Raw genomic sequence first — 13,981 nt, 5'->3', positions numbered from 1 at the left:
AGTCCGGGATTCAAGAAGAAAGATTGCCCCGGAACGGTAGCGGAAAGTTCACTCGACCCAATAACCCGGCACACGTGTCACGTGTACCGTTACGCGCCCGCGACGGCCACCAACCCCAGTTCGGCGTCAGAGGCGAGCAATTCGTTGTGCGGCAGCACCCGAACCGTGTAGCCGACTGCCCCTGACAGCGGTACCGGTGCCTGGATCGAATACAGCTCGACGCCGTCGTCGGAGCCGGTGTGACTCATCTCGACGGTGGTGGTGTCGGACAGGTCGTCGGTCGGCGAGACCCGGCCGAGCACCGCCTGCACCACCACGTCCGACGGGGCGAGCCCACCGAGATCGATCCGCGCGTGCAGTGCCAGTTCCGCGCCGATCACCGGGGTGTCGGGCAGGCCGGAGCTGTCCACCTGCGCGATCCGCACCGACGGCCACGCGGCGTCGATGCGCCTGCGGTACTCGGCGACCTCCGTGGCGCCCGCGAATTTGTCGGCGGCGGCGCGACCGAACGCGGCGGCGGCGGGCCCGTAGTACTTCTCGGCGTAGTCGCGCACCATCCGCGAGGCCAGAACTTTGGGGCTGGTGGTCTGCAGGGTGTGGCGCACCATCTCGGTCCAGCGCACCGGCACGTCGGCGGCGTCACGGTCGTAGAAGCGGGGCGCGACGGTGCGTTCGACGAGTTCGTAGAGCGCCGAGGCCTCGAGGTCGTCGCGGCGAGTCTCGTCGCGGACGCCGTCGGCGGTGGGGATGGCCCAGCCGTTCTCGCCGTCGAACATCTCGTCCCACCAGCCGTCGCGGATGGACAGATTGAGGCCACCGTTGAGCGCGGACTTCATCCCCGAGGTACCGCACGCCTCGAGCGGGCGCAGCGGATTGTTCAGCCACACATCGCAACCCCAGTACAGGTAGCGGGCCATCGACATGTCGTAGTCGGGCAGGAAGACGATGCGATGACGCACCTCGGGATCGTCGGCGAACCGCACGACCTGCTGGATCAGCGCCTTGCCGCCGTCGTCGGCGGGGTGGCTCTTGCCCGCGACCACCAGCTGCACCGGACGTTCGGGGTCGAGCAGCAGTGCGCGCAGACGTTCGGGGTCGCGCAGCATGAGAGTGAGCCGCTTGTAGGTGGGGACGCGGCGAGCGAAACCGATGGTGAGCACGTTCGGATCGAAGACGTCGTCGATCCAGCCGAGTTCGGCGTCGGCGGCGCCGCGCTGTCGCCAGGAATCGCGCAGCCTGCGCCGCACTTCGTCGATCAGCACGCCGCGCAACGTGTTTCGCGTCGACCACAGCTGTCCGAGGTCGACGTTGCTGAGCTTCTCCCAGCCCCGCGCCTCCTCGACCAGTTCCGGGCCGACGAGCTCACGCGCCTTGTCGATCCATTCCCGCGCGGCCCAGGTCGGGGCGTGCACGCCGTTGGTGACCGACCCGATCGGCACCTCGGCCGCGTCGAATCCCGGCCACAGCGCCGCGAACATCTCCCGGCTCACTTCGCCGTGCAACTTCGATACACCGTTGGCGCGCTGAGCCATTCGCAGCCCCATGTGCGCCATATTGAACACCGAGGGGTCACCCTCCCGGCCGAACGCCAGAATGCGGTCGACGGAAAGCCCTGGCAGCAAGGCGGATTCGGACTCACCGTGCGAACCACCGAAGTACCTGCGCACCAACGACATCGGGAACCGGTCGATGCCTGCGGGGACCGGGGTGTGCGTGGTGAAGACGGTACCGGCCCGCACCGCGGCGAGTGCGGTCTCGAAATCCAGTCCGCCCGCAATGAATTCACGCATGCGCTCGACGCCGAGGAAGCCCGCGTGGCCCTCGTTCATGTGGAAGACATCGGGATCGGGCAGGCCGTTGGCACGGGTGTAGGCGCGCACCGCGCGAACCCCGCCGATGCCCGCCAGGATCTCCTGCTTGATGCGGTGATCCTGGTCGCCGCCGTAGAGCCGGTCGGTGACGGCGCGCAGCTCGGGATCGTTCTCGGCGATATCGGAATCGAGCAGCAGCAACGGAATTCGGCCCACCTGCGCGATCCACACTCGCGCGCGCAGCACCCGCCCTTCCGGCATGCCGACGTGGATGAGCACCGGCGACCCGTCACTGGTGAGCAGCCGCAGCGGCAGACCCTGCGGGTCGAGCGCCGGGTAGTGCTCCATCTGCCAGCCGTCGGCCGACAGCGACTGCCGGAAATACCCCGAGCGATACAGCAGCCCGACGCCGATCAGCGGCAAACCCAGATCCGAGGCGGCCTTGAGATGATCACCGGCGAGAATGCCGAGACCACCCGAATAGTTCGGCAGCACCTCGGTGACCCCGAACTCCATCGAGAAGTACGCGATTCCCGCGATATCGGTGCCGGTCTGCTCCTGGAACCAGCGCGGCCGGGTCAGATAATCCTGCAAACCGGCGGCGGCCCCGTCGACGCGCGCGAGGTACTCGGAGTCGGCGGCGAGCTCGTCGAGCCGCTCGGCAGGCACCTCCCCCAGCATCCGCACCGGATCCTGACCGACCTCGCGCCACAACTCCGGGTCGAGGTCAGCGAACAGATCCTGCGTCGGGCCGTGCCAGGACCACCGCAGATTGGTCGACAACTCACCCAGCGCGGCGAGCCGCTCCGGCAGATGAGCACGGACAGTGAACCGACGAAGTGCCTTCACCCGCCAGAGAGTACCCCGGTCGGCCCAGGGCGGCCCGGCCATCATGAGCCGAAACCCGCTGATCACGCATGAACATGGGTAACTCCCCAAGAACCTCCCAGCCGACCCATACCCGACGCGGGCCCGACTGCCAACGGTCGAGCTACCGGGAGACCCGCTGAATACTCGGGGAGGCGGAATAGGCGGCGAACTCGGGGCTGGGTGGGACTTCCGTGATCACGTCGATCAGGACGCCGGCGGGGTCGGCGAGGATGAAGTGGCGCTGGCCGAAGTCCTCGGTGCGCAGGTCGAGTTCGGGGTGCAGGCCGCCGGATTTCACGAGTCGATCCCACTCGGCGTCGACATCGTCGACCTCGAAGTTGAGCACGAGGCCCTGGACCGGTTTGCCGAAGCCGGTCGGGATCGTGGGGTGCGTGGGGTCGAGCAGTGCCAGTTCATAGGCCGGCTCGCCGTCGGCGCCCGGCCGTCGCAGGCTCACGTACCAATCCGCCTCGAAGACGATCTCGAAGCCGAACCAGCTCGTGTAGAAGTCGCGCGATTCCGCGATTCGGGTGGTGGCGAGTACGGGGTAGAAGCTGCTGAGTTTCATGCTTTTCACCTTTCACATACCGATGGTATGTATCGTACGATAGTTCACATACCAGCGGTAGGTCAATGGGGAGGACGGCGATGACAGAGACGGCGCGGACACGGCAGCGCGAGGAAACGCGGCGGGTCCTGCTGCACGAGACACGGACCCTGTTCGCCGCGAAAGGCTATGCCGCCGTTGGGTTATCGGAGATCGTGACAGCGGCCGGGGTCACCAAGGGCGCGCTGTACCACCACTTCGACAGCAAGACCGACCTGTTCCGCGCTGTCCTGACCGAGGTACAGGAGGAGGTCGGCGCGCAGGTGGCCGCCGCCGCGGACACAGAACCTGACCCATGGACCCAGCTCACCACCGGCTGCACCGCCTTCCTGCGCGCCTGCGCCGATCCCCTGATCCAGCGGATCCTGCTGATCGACGGCCCCGCCGTCCTCGGCTGGCACGAGTGGCGCGCCATGGACGAAGCCAATTCGGCCCGCCACCTCCACGAAGCCCTGCAATCCCTCGTCGACACCGGCGTACTCCCCCGACAACCGGTCGCCCCCCTCACCCAACTGCTCTCCGGTGCGATGAACGAAGCCGCGCTCTGGCTGGCCACCACCACCGACCCCAACGCCCTGCCCGACACCATCGCCGCCCTCAACCGCCTGATAACGGGCCTACGCGGCTCCGCAACCCACTGATCACGGGAGAACATGGGTCACGCCCCCACCACCTCGTCCTCCACACGCACCTGACGCAAGACCGAAAACATGCCGTCGAGCTACCGGACGGCACGCAAAATACGCGGGGAGGCGGGTAAGTTGGCCGAGTGACCGGCCGGATTGCTATCGATGACATCGCCCCGTCCATCCCCGGCGGCCGCCCGGCCAAAGCCGCAGTCGGCGAGGTGTTCCCCGTCCGTGCCGTCGTGTGGCGCGAGGGCCACGACGCGGTAGCTGCCACCCTGGCGGTCCGCGCCCCCGGTTCCTCCCGGATCACCCGCATCCGGATGTCGCCCGACTATCAGCCCGACGTCTTCAACGCGATCTTCACCCCCCATATCCCCGGTGTGTGGACCTACCGCATCGAAGGTTGGAGCGACCCCATCGCCACCTGGCGAAGCGCGGTCGAAGCGAAACTGTCCGTCGGCCAAACCGCCACCGACCTCGCCAACGACCTCGAGACCGGCGCCCTCCTGTTCGAACGCGCCGCCCAGGCCGTTCCGAAGAAGCAGTTCGAACGCCTGCGCGCCGCCGCCACCGCCCTGCGTAGCGACGAACAACTCCCGGCCCGCGTAGCCCCCGCGTTCTCCGAGGAGGTCGCCGAGATCCTGCGCGCCACCCCGCTGCGCGAGATGGTCACCCGTGGCACCCAGTTCTCGGTCCTGGTCGAACGCCGCCGCGCCCTGGTCGGTTCCTGGTACGAATTCTTCCCCCGCTCCACCGGCGGCCGCGACGCCGACGGCGCGCCCGTCCACGGCACCTTCGCCACCGCCGCCCGCGAACTCCCCCGGATCGCGGGCATGGGTTTCGACGTCGTCTATCTCCCCCCGATCCATCCGGTCGGCGCGGTGAATCGCAAGGGCCGCAACAACACTCTCACCACCGAACCCGGCGATGTCGGCTCCCCGTGGGCCATCGGTTCGGCGGACGGCGGCCACGATGCCGTGAACCCACTACTGGGCACGGAACAGGATTTCACCGAATTCGTCGCCGAGGCAACGGCTCTCGGCCTCGACGTCGCCATCGACCTGGCCCTGCAGTGCGCCCCCGACCACCCCTGGGTCGCCGCCCACCCGGAGTGGTTCACCACCCTGCCCGACGGCACCATCGCCTACGCCGAGAACCCGCCGAAGAAGTACCAGGACATCTACCCGGTCAACTTCGACAACGACCCCGACGGCATCTACGCCGAGGTCCTGCGCGTGGTCCGGCACTGGATCTCCTTGGGCGTCACCATCTTCCGCGTGGACAACCCGCACACCAAGCCCGCCGATTTCTGGGAGTGGCTGATCACCGAGTTGCGCCGCACCGATCCCGACGTGATCTTCCTGTCCGAGGCCTTCACCCGCCCGGCCCGCCTCTACGGCCTGGCGCGGCGCGGCTTCAGCCAGTCGTACACGTATTTCACCTGGCGCGTGCACAAGTGGGAACTCACCGAGTTCGGCTACGAGATCGCCGCCAAGGCCGACGAGGCCAGACCGAACCTGTTCGTGAACACCCCGGACATCCTCCATGAGAGCCTGCAGCACGGCGGCCCCGGCATGTTCGCCATCCGCGCCGCCCTCGCCGCCACCATGGCGCCCACCTGGGGCGTCTACTCCGGTTTCGAGCTGTTCGAACACGAGGCGGTCCGCGAGGGCAGCGAGGAATACCTCGACTCGGAGAAGTACGAACTGCGTCCCCGTGATTTCGCCGGCGCCCTGGCACGCGGCGAATCGCTGGAACCGTGGCTCACCCGCCTCAACGAGATCCGCCGCAATCACCCTGCGCTGCAACAGTTGCGGTGCATCCACTTCCACCACATCGACAACGACGCGCTGATCGCCTTCTCCAAGGTCGATCCGACCACCGGCGACGCCGTCCTGGTCATTGTGAACCTGAACCCGTATGCCGCTGAGCAGGGCCATATTTCGCTGGATCTGCCCGCGATCGGCCGCGAGTGGCACGACCATCCGGTGGTCTTCGACGAGGTCAGCGGTGAGGAATACCACTGGGGCCAGCAGAATTTCGTGCGCCTGGACCCCACACGGGCAGTCGCGCACATCTTGTCGTTGCCGAACGTCCCGGCCGCCGTCCGCGCACCGCTGGCCTACCGCGAGACCTTCTGATGAAACGTCGCGATCTGCTGCTGCTGGCCGCGGGCACCCACCCCGACCCGCACACCGTCCTGGGCGCGCACACCCACGCCGACGGCACCGCGGTCCGCGTCATGCGCCCGCACGCCGACACCGTCACGGTACTGGTCGGCGACGCCGAGCACCGACTGAAGTCGTTGGGACACGGCATCTTCGATGCGGTACTGCCCTACCCGCAGATCGACGACTACCGCATCCGCACCGAATACCCCGGCGGCCAGACCGTGATCTCCGCCGACGGCTACCGCTTCCTGCCCACCGTCGGCGAATTCGACCTACACCTCATCGGCGAGGGTCGACACACCCGCCTCTGGGAAGTACTCGGCGCCCACCCCCGCCACTACACCACCCTCGACGGCGAGGTCGACGGCACCTCCTTCGCCGTGTGGGCCCCGAATGCCCGCGGTGTCACCGTGTTCGGTGATTTCGATCACTGGAGTGGCACCTCGGCACCGATGCGCGCGCTGGGCAGTTCCGGGGTGTGGGAGGTGTTCGTGCCGGGCGTCGGGCCGGGCACGCGCTACAAGTACCGCATCCACGGCGCCGACGGTCGTGTCGTCGATCACGCCGACCCCCTTGCCTTTTCGGCCGAGGTCCCGCCCGCCACCGCCTCGGTGGTGTCCCGCTCCGACCATGTGTGGACCGACAGCGCCTGGCTCGACCGGCGCGCGAAGACCGACGCGGTCCGCTCCCCCATGAGCGCCTACGAAATCCACCTCGGGTCGTGGCGCCCCGGCCTCGACTACCGCGAATTGACCCACCAGCTCGCCGATTACGTCAAGCAGACCGGGTTCACCCACGTCGAACTGCTGCCCGTCGCCGAGCATCCGTTCGGTGGATCGTGGGGTTACCAGGTCACCTCGTACTACGCCCCCACCTCGCGTTTCGGCAGCCCCGACGACTTCCGGTACTTCGTCGACCACCTACACAACGCAGGCATCGGCGTACTGCTCGACTGGGTTCCCGCGCACTTCCCCCGCGACGAATGGGCGCTGGCCCGCTTCGACGGCACCCCGCTCTACGAACATCCCGACCCGCGCCGCGGCGAGCAACTCGACTGGGGCACTTACGTTTTCGACTTCGGACGCAACGAGGTCCGTAACTTCCTGGTCGCCAACGCCGCCTTCTGGATCGAAGAATTCCACATCGACGGCCTGCGCGTCGACGCCGTGGCCTCGATGCTGTACCTGGACTACTCCCGCCCCGAAGGCGGCTGGGAGCCGAACATCTACGGTGGCCGGGAGAACCTGGAAGCGGTTGATTTCCTACAGGAACTCAACGACACCGTGCACGGCGCCCATCCCGGCGTGGTCACCATCGCCGAGGAGTCGACCACCTGGCCCGGCGTCACTCGCGGCACCGACGTCGGCGGCCTCGGTTTCACCATGAAGTGGAACATGGGCTGGATGCACGACACCCTCGGCTACCTGGGCCGCGACCCCATCCACCGCAGCTGGCACCACAACGAGATGACCTTCTCCCTGGTCTACGCGTGGAGCGAGAACTACGTCCTGCCGATCAGCCACGACGAGGTCGTGCACGGCAAAGGCACCCTGTGGACGCGCATGCCCGGCGACGACTTCGCCAAGGCGAGCGGCGTGCGCGCCCTGCTGGCCTACATGTGGGCCCACCCCGGCAAGCAACTGCTGTTCATGGGCCAGGAGTTCGGCCAGTTCCGCGAGTGGGACAACGACCGCGGCCTCGACTGGCAGGAACTGGAAAACCCACTCCACCAGGGCATTTCAACAATGGTTGCCGACCTCAACCGCACCTACACCGCCCACCCCGCCCTGTGGACCCAGGACGCCACCCCCGGCGGGCACTCCTGGATCGAAGCCGACGACAGCACCGCCAACGTCTTCGCCTTCCTGCGCTGGGGCAGCGATGGCAGCGCGGTGGCCTGCGTGTTCAACTTCTCCGGCTCCACCCGAGAGAACTACCGAATCGGCCTGCCCCACACCGGTTCCTGGACCGAGATCCTCAACACCGACGCCTCCGAATACGCCGGTTCGGGCATCGGCAACCTCGGCGCCGTCACCGCCACCGACACCCCCAGCCACGGCCACCCCGCCTCGGCCACCGTCACACTGGCTCCCCACAGCGCACTCTGGCTGTCCTCGAACCACTGATCCCTTCCCCGACGCGTCGCTCAGCTACGGGCGGGACATCCTTATCGGCGCGCGCGTGTCGGCCCTTCTTCGTGCCGCAACCGCCGGACGCGCGTCAGGCCTTATCCGTGGCCGCACGGCAAGCCCCGCGCCGATCGCCTCGGTTCGAACGGTCTCGCGCCTGGAAACATCGAAGCCGCCCCCACGATCTTGCTGCGGGAGCGGCTTCGATGTCGATATCAGTACAGCGCGGCGGCGAGCTTGCGGCGGGCCGCGATCACGAAGGGCTCGGCCGGGTCGAACAGCTCGAACAGCTCGAGCAGGCGAGTGCGGGCCTTGGTGCGGTCGTCGCCCGCGGTGCGCTTGATGACGGCGATGATCCGGTCGAACGCCGCCTCGGGACGCTGCTCGAACATCTCGATGTCGGCGGCGTCGAGCGCGGCGTCCAGGTTCGCCGGGTCCGCGTCGGCGGTGGCCACGACGGCCGGGTCGAGCAGCTGGGCCCTGGTCAGGAAGCGCAGCTGGCGCAGGGCCGCCTTGGCTTCCTCGTTGCCCGGTTCCTCGGCGATGATCGCCTCGTAGGCCGCCTCGGCGCCGGCGAAGTCACCTTCGGACAGCTTGTCCTCGGCGTCGACGAAGCGCGGGTCCTCGACCTCGGGTTCGACGGGGGCCGCACCCGGGTCACCCTCGAGCTTGCCCGCGGTCGCGTCCATCACCGCGTCGAGCCACTGGCGCACCTGCGGATCGGGCTGGGCGCCTTCGAAATCGGCAAGCGGCTGCCCACCGGCCACCGCGATCACCGTCGGAATCCCCTGCACGCGCAGCGCCTGGACGATGTTCATATTCGCTTCGGCCTCGATCACGGCCAGATCCCAGACACCGCGGTCTTCGGCGTTGAACCGTTCCAGCGTCCGAACCAGCTCGACGCTGCCCGCGCTGCGCTGCGAGAACAGCGCGACCACCACGGGCACCTGCGTCGAGCGCCGGATCACTTTGGCTTCGAAATCCGCCTCGGTGACTGTGTGGTTCCCCGCGCCGGGAGCAGCGGCGCCGCCGGTCGCGGCGGGCGGCGGCTGCTTCAGCGCGGACAGATCCACCGCGCCGGACATGGCGGCGGCAGCGACGGGCGAAGGACGACGGGCAGCGGGTCGAGTCACGCTTCCCAGTTTGTCACGAAGCCGTCGGCGAGGCTGCCGCGGCGCCCTTGCTCGCGTCGGCACTGAGCTCACCCAGCTGACCGGTGCGCACCGCCCAGACCTCGAAGATCACGGTGAACAGCGGCGGAATGCTCGACGCCAGCGCCAACACCGTGGTCTTCCAGTTCCAGTTCAGCTCCCGCGAGGCCAGCAACGCCGAGATCACGAACAGCACGAAGATCCCACCGTGCACCGGCCCGAAGATCTTCACCCCGATCTCATTACCCTCGGCCGGCAGGTACTTGAACGCCATACCGGTCAGCAACCCCACCCAAGACAGCGCCTCGAGCACCGCGAAGAACCGAAACCGACTGGCCGTAGACCGCAAATCGAAGAAACCCATGCCCACCATTCTGCAGCATGATCTACGACACCACGTAGTTGGATAGCCCACACCAAAGGCCCTGGTCCTCACGAGGAGTACCAGGGCCTTCGTGGTCTGCGAAAAATCAGGCAGGCACGCGGATGATCAGCGCGTCACCCTGACCGCCACCACCACACAGCGCCGCCGCACCCACGCCACCACCGCGACGCTTCAACTCCAGCGCCAGGTGCAGCAGAATGCGAGCACCGGACATCCCGAGCGGATGCCCGATCGCGATCGCGCCACCGTTGACATTGACCTTCTCCGGGTCGTACCCGAGCTTGCGAGTCGAAGCCACACCGACAGCCGCGAACGCCTCGTTGATCTCGATCAGGTCCAAATCGGCAGGCGTAATGCCCTCCTTCGCACACGCGGCGAGGATGGCATTGGCCGGCTGATCCTGCAGCGTCGAATCCGGCCCAGCAACCTGACCCGCAGCACCGATCTCAGCGATCCACTCCAGCCCCAGCTCTTCTGCCTTGGCCTTGCTCATCACGATCACCGCAGCGGCACCATCGGAAATCTGCGAGGCGGTACCCGCGGTGACCGTGCCGTCCTTGCGGAAGGCCGGACGCAGCTTGCCCAGCGACTCGACGGTGGTGTCGGCCCGAATGCCCTCGTCCTCGGTCACGTAGACCGGGTCACCCTTGCGCTGCGGCACGGCGACCGGCACGACCTCGTCTTCGAACAGCCCGTTCTTCCACGCGGCGGCGGCGCGCTGGTGCGAGGCCGCGGCCAGCGCGTCCTGCTCCTCGCGGCTCACCTTGTCCAGGTCGTTGCGGTCCTCGGTGAGCAGGCCCATGGCCTGGTCGGTGATCACGTCGTGCAGGCCGTCGTAGGCCATGTGGTCGACGAGGGTGGTGTCGCCGTACTTGAAACCCTCGCGGCTCTTGGGCAGCAGGTGCGGGGTCTGGCTCATCGACTCCATGCCACCGGCCACGATGATCTCGTGCTCACCGGCGCGAATCAGCTGATCGGCCAACGCGATCGCGTTGATGCCCGACAGACAGACCTTGTTGATCAGGATCGACGGCACATCCATCGGGATGCCCGCGGCGATGGCGGCCTGACGCGCGGGCAGCTGTCCCGCACCGGCCTGCAGCACCTGACCGAGGATCACGTAGTCGACCGCCTCGGGCGCGACGCCGCCCTTCTCGAGGGCCGCCTTGATCGCCACACCGGCAAGATCCGAGGCCTTGAAGCCCTTCAGACCGCCGAGCAACCGACCGACCGGGGTACGCGCACCGGACACGATGACAGAAGTGGTCACGAAAGCCTCGCATTCATTGAGTCGAACCTCGCCGGACACAGCGGGGACGCCGCACGCGTTCAGGAGTTGACCTCCACGGTAACCGGTCACAGGTACGCGCTAGCTTCGTGGGGTGACCAACGAGAATTTCATCCCCGCCGACTACGTCATCGCCATCGACCACGTGGGCATCGCCGTGCCCGACCTCGACACCGCCGTGGCCTGGTACACCGACAATCTCGGCATGGTCGAGACCCACCGCGAGGTGAACGAGGCACAGGGCGTCATGGAGGCCATGCTGTCGTGCCCCGCCGCCGCCGACCGCGCGACCGCCCTGCAGTTGCTCGCCCCGCTCACCCCGGAGTCGACCATCGCCAAGTTCATCGACCGTAGCGGCCCCGGACTGCAGCAGCTGGCCTACCGGGTCACCGATATCGAGGCGGTTTCGGACTTCCTGCGCGGACGCGGTGTGCGTTTGCTGTACGAAGCACCCCGGCACGGAACGGCCGATTCCCGCATCAACTTCATCCATCCGAAGGATGCTGGCGGTGTGCTGGTCGAGCTCGTCGAGCCGAACCCGGATGTTACGCACTAGTACACCGGTACGGTCGGTTTATCTCGGCGCGATCACATTCACGGTCGAGTCTCCATAGGCTCGCTCGAGGCTGTATTTTGTGTGCCATGTCGTCACCTGAGTCCGATCGCAATCGCTTCGTTGCACTGCCCTTCACCGTTGTGCGCAAGGGTTATGCGCAAGACGAGGTGCGCAACTACTTCGACCGCTTCGACGCTGAGCTCCGCGTCACCGCCACCGACCGGGACGCTGCCGCAGCGCAGGCCCGCAATCTCGCCAGCCAGCTGGAAGATGCGCGTGACGAGATCGACGAGCTCCGCAAGGAGGTCGACCGGCTTTCCGTGCCGCCGACCACCGCCGAAGGCATGTCCGACCGCATCTCGCGCATGCTGCGCCTCGCCTCGGACGAAGCGTCCGAGGTCCGCGCGCTCGCGCAGGCCGAGGCCGCCGAGATGGTGTCGATCGCCGAGCAGCAGGCCACCGAGATGCGTGGCAAGTACGAGTCGCTGCTCGCGGAGACCAAGGAGAAGCGCGAGGCGCTCGAGATCGAGTTCGAGCAGACCCTCGCGAACGCGCGCACCGAGTCCGCCAAGATCATCGAAGCCGCCCAAGCCGATGTCGAACGTCTGGGCAAGGAGGCCGAAGCCAAGCGCAAGGCCACCCAGCAGGACTTCGAGGCCACCATGAACGATCGGCGTACCAAGCTGACCCGTGCCATGGAGGAGCTCGAGGCCACCAGTCGCGCCGAGGCCGCCCAGCGGATCAAGGACGCGACCGACGAGTCCAACCGCCTGATCAGCTCCGCCACCCAGACCTCCGAGCGCAAGATCGCGCACGCGAAGGAACTGGCCGAGGAGATGCGCGTGCTGCGCGGCCGGGTCCTGGCCCAGCTGCTCGGTATCCGTGGTCAGCTCGATTCCGTGCCCGCCATGCTCGCCGCGGTCAACCGCGAGAGCGAACTGCTCGACGGCACCCCGGAGCGCAAGTCGATCAGCAACAACGGCAACAAGTCGGTGTCGAGCTCGCGTCAGAACAAGGCCATCCCGGAGGTCGCCGACGAGGACATCGTCGACGAGGACCGCGAGAGCGCCGACGTCAACTAGCACGTCTGTCGGACACGTAACGACATTCACTACGAAAGAACCGAAGGCCGCCTCGAATCATCGAGGCGGCCTTCGGTTTTCGTGATGTCCAGGTCGACTGTGCGTCAGGACCAGCGGCGGGTGATGCCCCGGGTGCGCCTGCCGTTCCAGCAACCCTGGTGCCAGTGTCTGCGGTCGTCCTCACCGCCCTCGGCGGCCCAGGCGACGATATGGGCGACGCCGACCGCGATCTCGTGGTCACAGCCCGGACACCGATAGGTCTTCACCGCGCGGGCGCCGGGAACCGTTCGCACGATGTAGGTTTCGTCGCCCGGACCGTCCTCGGTGCGGCCGTACACGTCACCGAGCGGTGCGGGCCCCGTAGGACGCCCGGTGCGTGGTTTACGTCGCGGCATCCGACTTCCTCCTAGAAGAGGCGGAAAACGTTGCTCTCCGTGCCACGTAGCTCGTCGTAATCGAGCGTGAGGCAGCGGATTCCACGGTCCTCGGCCAGCGTCCTCGCCTGCGGCTTGATCTGCTGCGCCGCGAACACCCCGGCCACCGGGGCCAGCAGCGGATCGCGATTGAGCAGCTCGAGATAGCGGGTGAGCTGCTCGACGCCGTCGATGTCACCGCGGCGCTTGATCTCCACCGCCACCGAGGCGCCGTCGGCGTCACGGCACAGCAGGTCCACTGGGCCGATCGCGGTCATGTACTCGCGCCGGACCAGGGTGTACCCCTCCCCGAGCTTCGTCACGTGCTCGGCGAGCAGTTCCTGCAGATGTGCTTCGACGCCGTCCTTCACCAGGCCGGGGTCGATGCCGAGCTCGTGCGAGGAATCGTGCTCGAACTCCTCGATGGAGATCCGCAGTTCCTCGCCGGCCTTGTTGGTCACCACCCACAGCGCCTTGATCTCGTTCGGCTGAGCCTTCTGCCCCTCCCGCAACGGCCGAACACCCTTGGGGAGCTCCGCGGGCGGTTCCAGAGTCGCGATATCGCGCTCCTCCAGCCAGCACGGCGGACTCATCCAGTTCAGCGGCTTGTACGAGCCACCGTCGGAGTGCACGAGCACCGACCCGTCGGCCTTGATCAGCAACAGCCGTCGAGCCATCGGGAGGTGGGCGGTCAGTCGACCGACATAGTCGACCTGGCAACGAGCAATGACGAGGCGCACCCCAGCACTCTATGGGAAGGCCCCGGGAACGCAAAAAGGCCCCCAACCAATGGTTGGGGGCCTTTCGCAATGATGTTCCGGCAGTGTCCTACTCTCCCACACCCTGTCGAGTGCAGTACCATCGGCGCAGGTGGCCTTAGCTTCCGGGT

Annotated in this window: 12 protein-coding genes; 5 read left to right on the top strand and 7 right to left on the bottom strand. The window is 67.3% G+C overall.

The annotated features are described in order from the left end of the window. Positions 1–89: 89 nt before the first annotated feature. Both glgP and ACFW6D_RS30665 read right to left on the bottom strand, forming a co-directional pair. Positions 90–2,660: an alpha-glucan family phosphorylase gene (gene glgP / locus ACFW6D_RS30670; protein ID WP_379333898.1), complete on the bottom strand. Its 2,571-nt coding sequence runs from the start codon at positions 2,658–2,660 to the stop codon at positions 90–92. A 142-nt stretch (positions 2,661–2,802) separates the two neighbouring features. Then, the gene (locus ACFW6D_RS30665) at positions 2,803–3,249 is read right to left on the bottom strand and encodes a VOC family protein (RefSeq protein WP_379333896.1); all 447 of its coding nucleotides are present in this window, start codon (positions 3,247–3,249) and stop codon (positions 2,803–2,805) included. Positions 3,250–3,329: 80 nt separating this feature from the next. On the opposite strand from ACFW6D_RS30665, the gene ACFW6D_RS30660 reads away from it, so the two are divergent. From ACFW6D_RS30660 to glgB, 3 genes are all read left to right on the top strand, one after another. Further along, complete coding sequence (locus ACFW6D_RS30660; protein WP_379333894.1) at positions 3,330–3,929, top strand: TetR/AcrR family transcriptional regulator; 600 nt, start codon at positions 3,330–3,332, stop codon at positions 3,927–3,929. A 128-nt stretch (positions 3,930–4,057) separates the two neighbouring features. Next, a complete protein-coding gene (locus ACFW6D_RS30655; RefSeq protein ID WP_379333892.1) occupies positions 4,058–6,058 on the top strand; it encodes a maltotransferase domain-containing protein in 2,001 nt (666 codons plus the stop codon). Then, positions 6,058–8,214: a 1,4-alpha-glucan branching protein GlgB gene (gene glgB / locus ACFW6D_RS30650; protein ID WP_379333890.1), complete on the top strand. Its 2,157-nt coding sequence runs from the start codon at positions 6,058–6,060 to the stop codon at positions 8,212–8,214. The genes ACFW6D_RS30655 and glgB overlap by 1 nt, the downstream gene beginning before the upstream one ends. A gap of 218 nt (positions 8,215–8,432) precedes the next feature. On the opposite strand, the gene ACFW6D_RS30645 is transcribed toward glgB, so the two are convergent. The 3 genes from ACFW6D_RS30645 to ACFW6D_RS30635 all read right to left on the bottom strand — a co-directional run bounded on the left by ACFW6D_RS30645 (position 8,433) and on the right by ACFW6D_RS30635 (position 11,023). Beyond that, positions 8,433–9,302 carry a tetratricopeptide repeat protein gene (locus ACFW6D_RS30645; protein WP_379333929.1) on the bottom strand — a complete coding sequence of 290 codons (870 nt, stop codon included), beginning with the start codon at positions 9,300–9,302 and terminating at the stop codon, positions 8,433–8,435. A gap of 61 nt (positions 9,303–9,363) precedes the next feature. Further along, the gene (locus ACFW6D_RS30640; RefSeq protein ID WP_379333888.1) at positions 9,364–9,741 is read right to left on the bottom strand and encodes a DUF3817 domain-containing protein; all 378 of its coding nucleotides are present in this window, start codon (positions 9,739–9,741) and stop codon (positions 9,364–9,366) included. A gap of 97 nt (positions 9,742–9,838) precedes the next feature. After that, a complete protein-coding gene (locus ACFW6D_RS30635; RefSeq protein ID WP_379239591.1) occupies positions 9,839–11,023 on the bottom strand; it encodes an acetyl-CoA C-acetyltransferase in 1,185 nt (394 codons plus the stop codon). Positions 11,024–11,135: 112 nt separating this feature from the next. Between ACFW6D_RS30635 and mce the strand changes: the two genes are divergently transcribed. Continuing rightward, positions 11,136–11,597, top strand: a complete 462-nt coding sequence (gene mce / locus ACFW6D_RS30630; RefSeq protein ID WP_379239592.1) for a methylmalonyl-CoA epimerase — start codon at positions 11,136–11,138, stop codon at positions 11,595–11,597. Positions 11,598–11,683: 86 nt separating this feature from the next. Beyond that, on the top strand, positions 11,684–12,679 hold the full coding sequence (locus ACFW6D_RS30625) for a hypothetical protein (protein ID WP_084473310.1): 996 nt from the start codon (positions 11,684–11,686) through the stop codon (positions 12,677–12,679). 104 nt (positions 12,680–12,783) lie between these two features. Here ACFW6D_RS30625 and ACFW6D_RS30620 read toward each other — a convergent pair whose 3' ends face one another. Both ACFW6D_RS30620 and nucS read right to left on the bottom strand, forming a co-directional pair. Continuing rightward, the gene (locus tag ACFW6D_RS30620) at positions 12,784–13,074 is read right to left on the bottom strand and encodes an ATP/GTP-binding protein (protein ID WP_194830080.1); all 291 of its coding nucleotides are present in this window, start codon (positions 13,072–13,074) and stop codon (positions 12,784–12,786) included. Positions 13,075–13,085: 11 nt separating this feature from the next. Next, the gene (nucS, locus tag ACFW6D_RS30615; RefSeq protein ID WP_379239593.1) at positions 13,086–13,832 is read right to left on the bottom strand and encodes an endonuclease NucS; all 747 of its coding nucleotides are present in this window, start codon (positions 13,830–13,832) and stop codon (positions 13,086–13,088) included. Positions 13,833–13,981 lie beyond the last annotated feature (149 nt).

The organism is Nocardia sp. NPDC058705 (assembly GCF_042749305.1).
GTDB lineage: Bacteria > Actinomycetota > Actinomycetes > Mycobacteriales > Mycobacteriaceae > Nocardia.
Note: the sequence above shows the minus strand (reverse complement) of the source record. Positions and strands in the feature narration are given on the sequence as shown.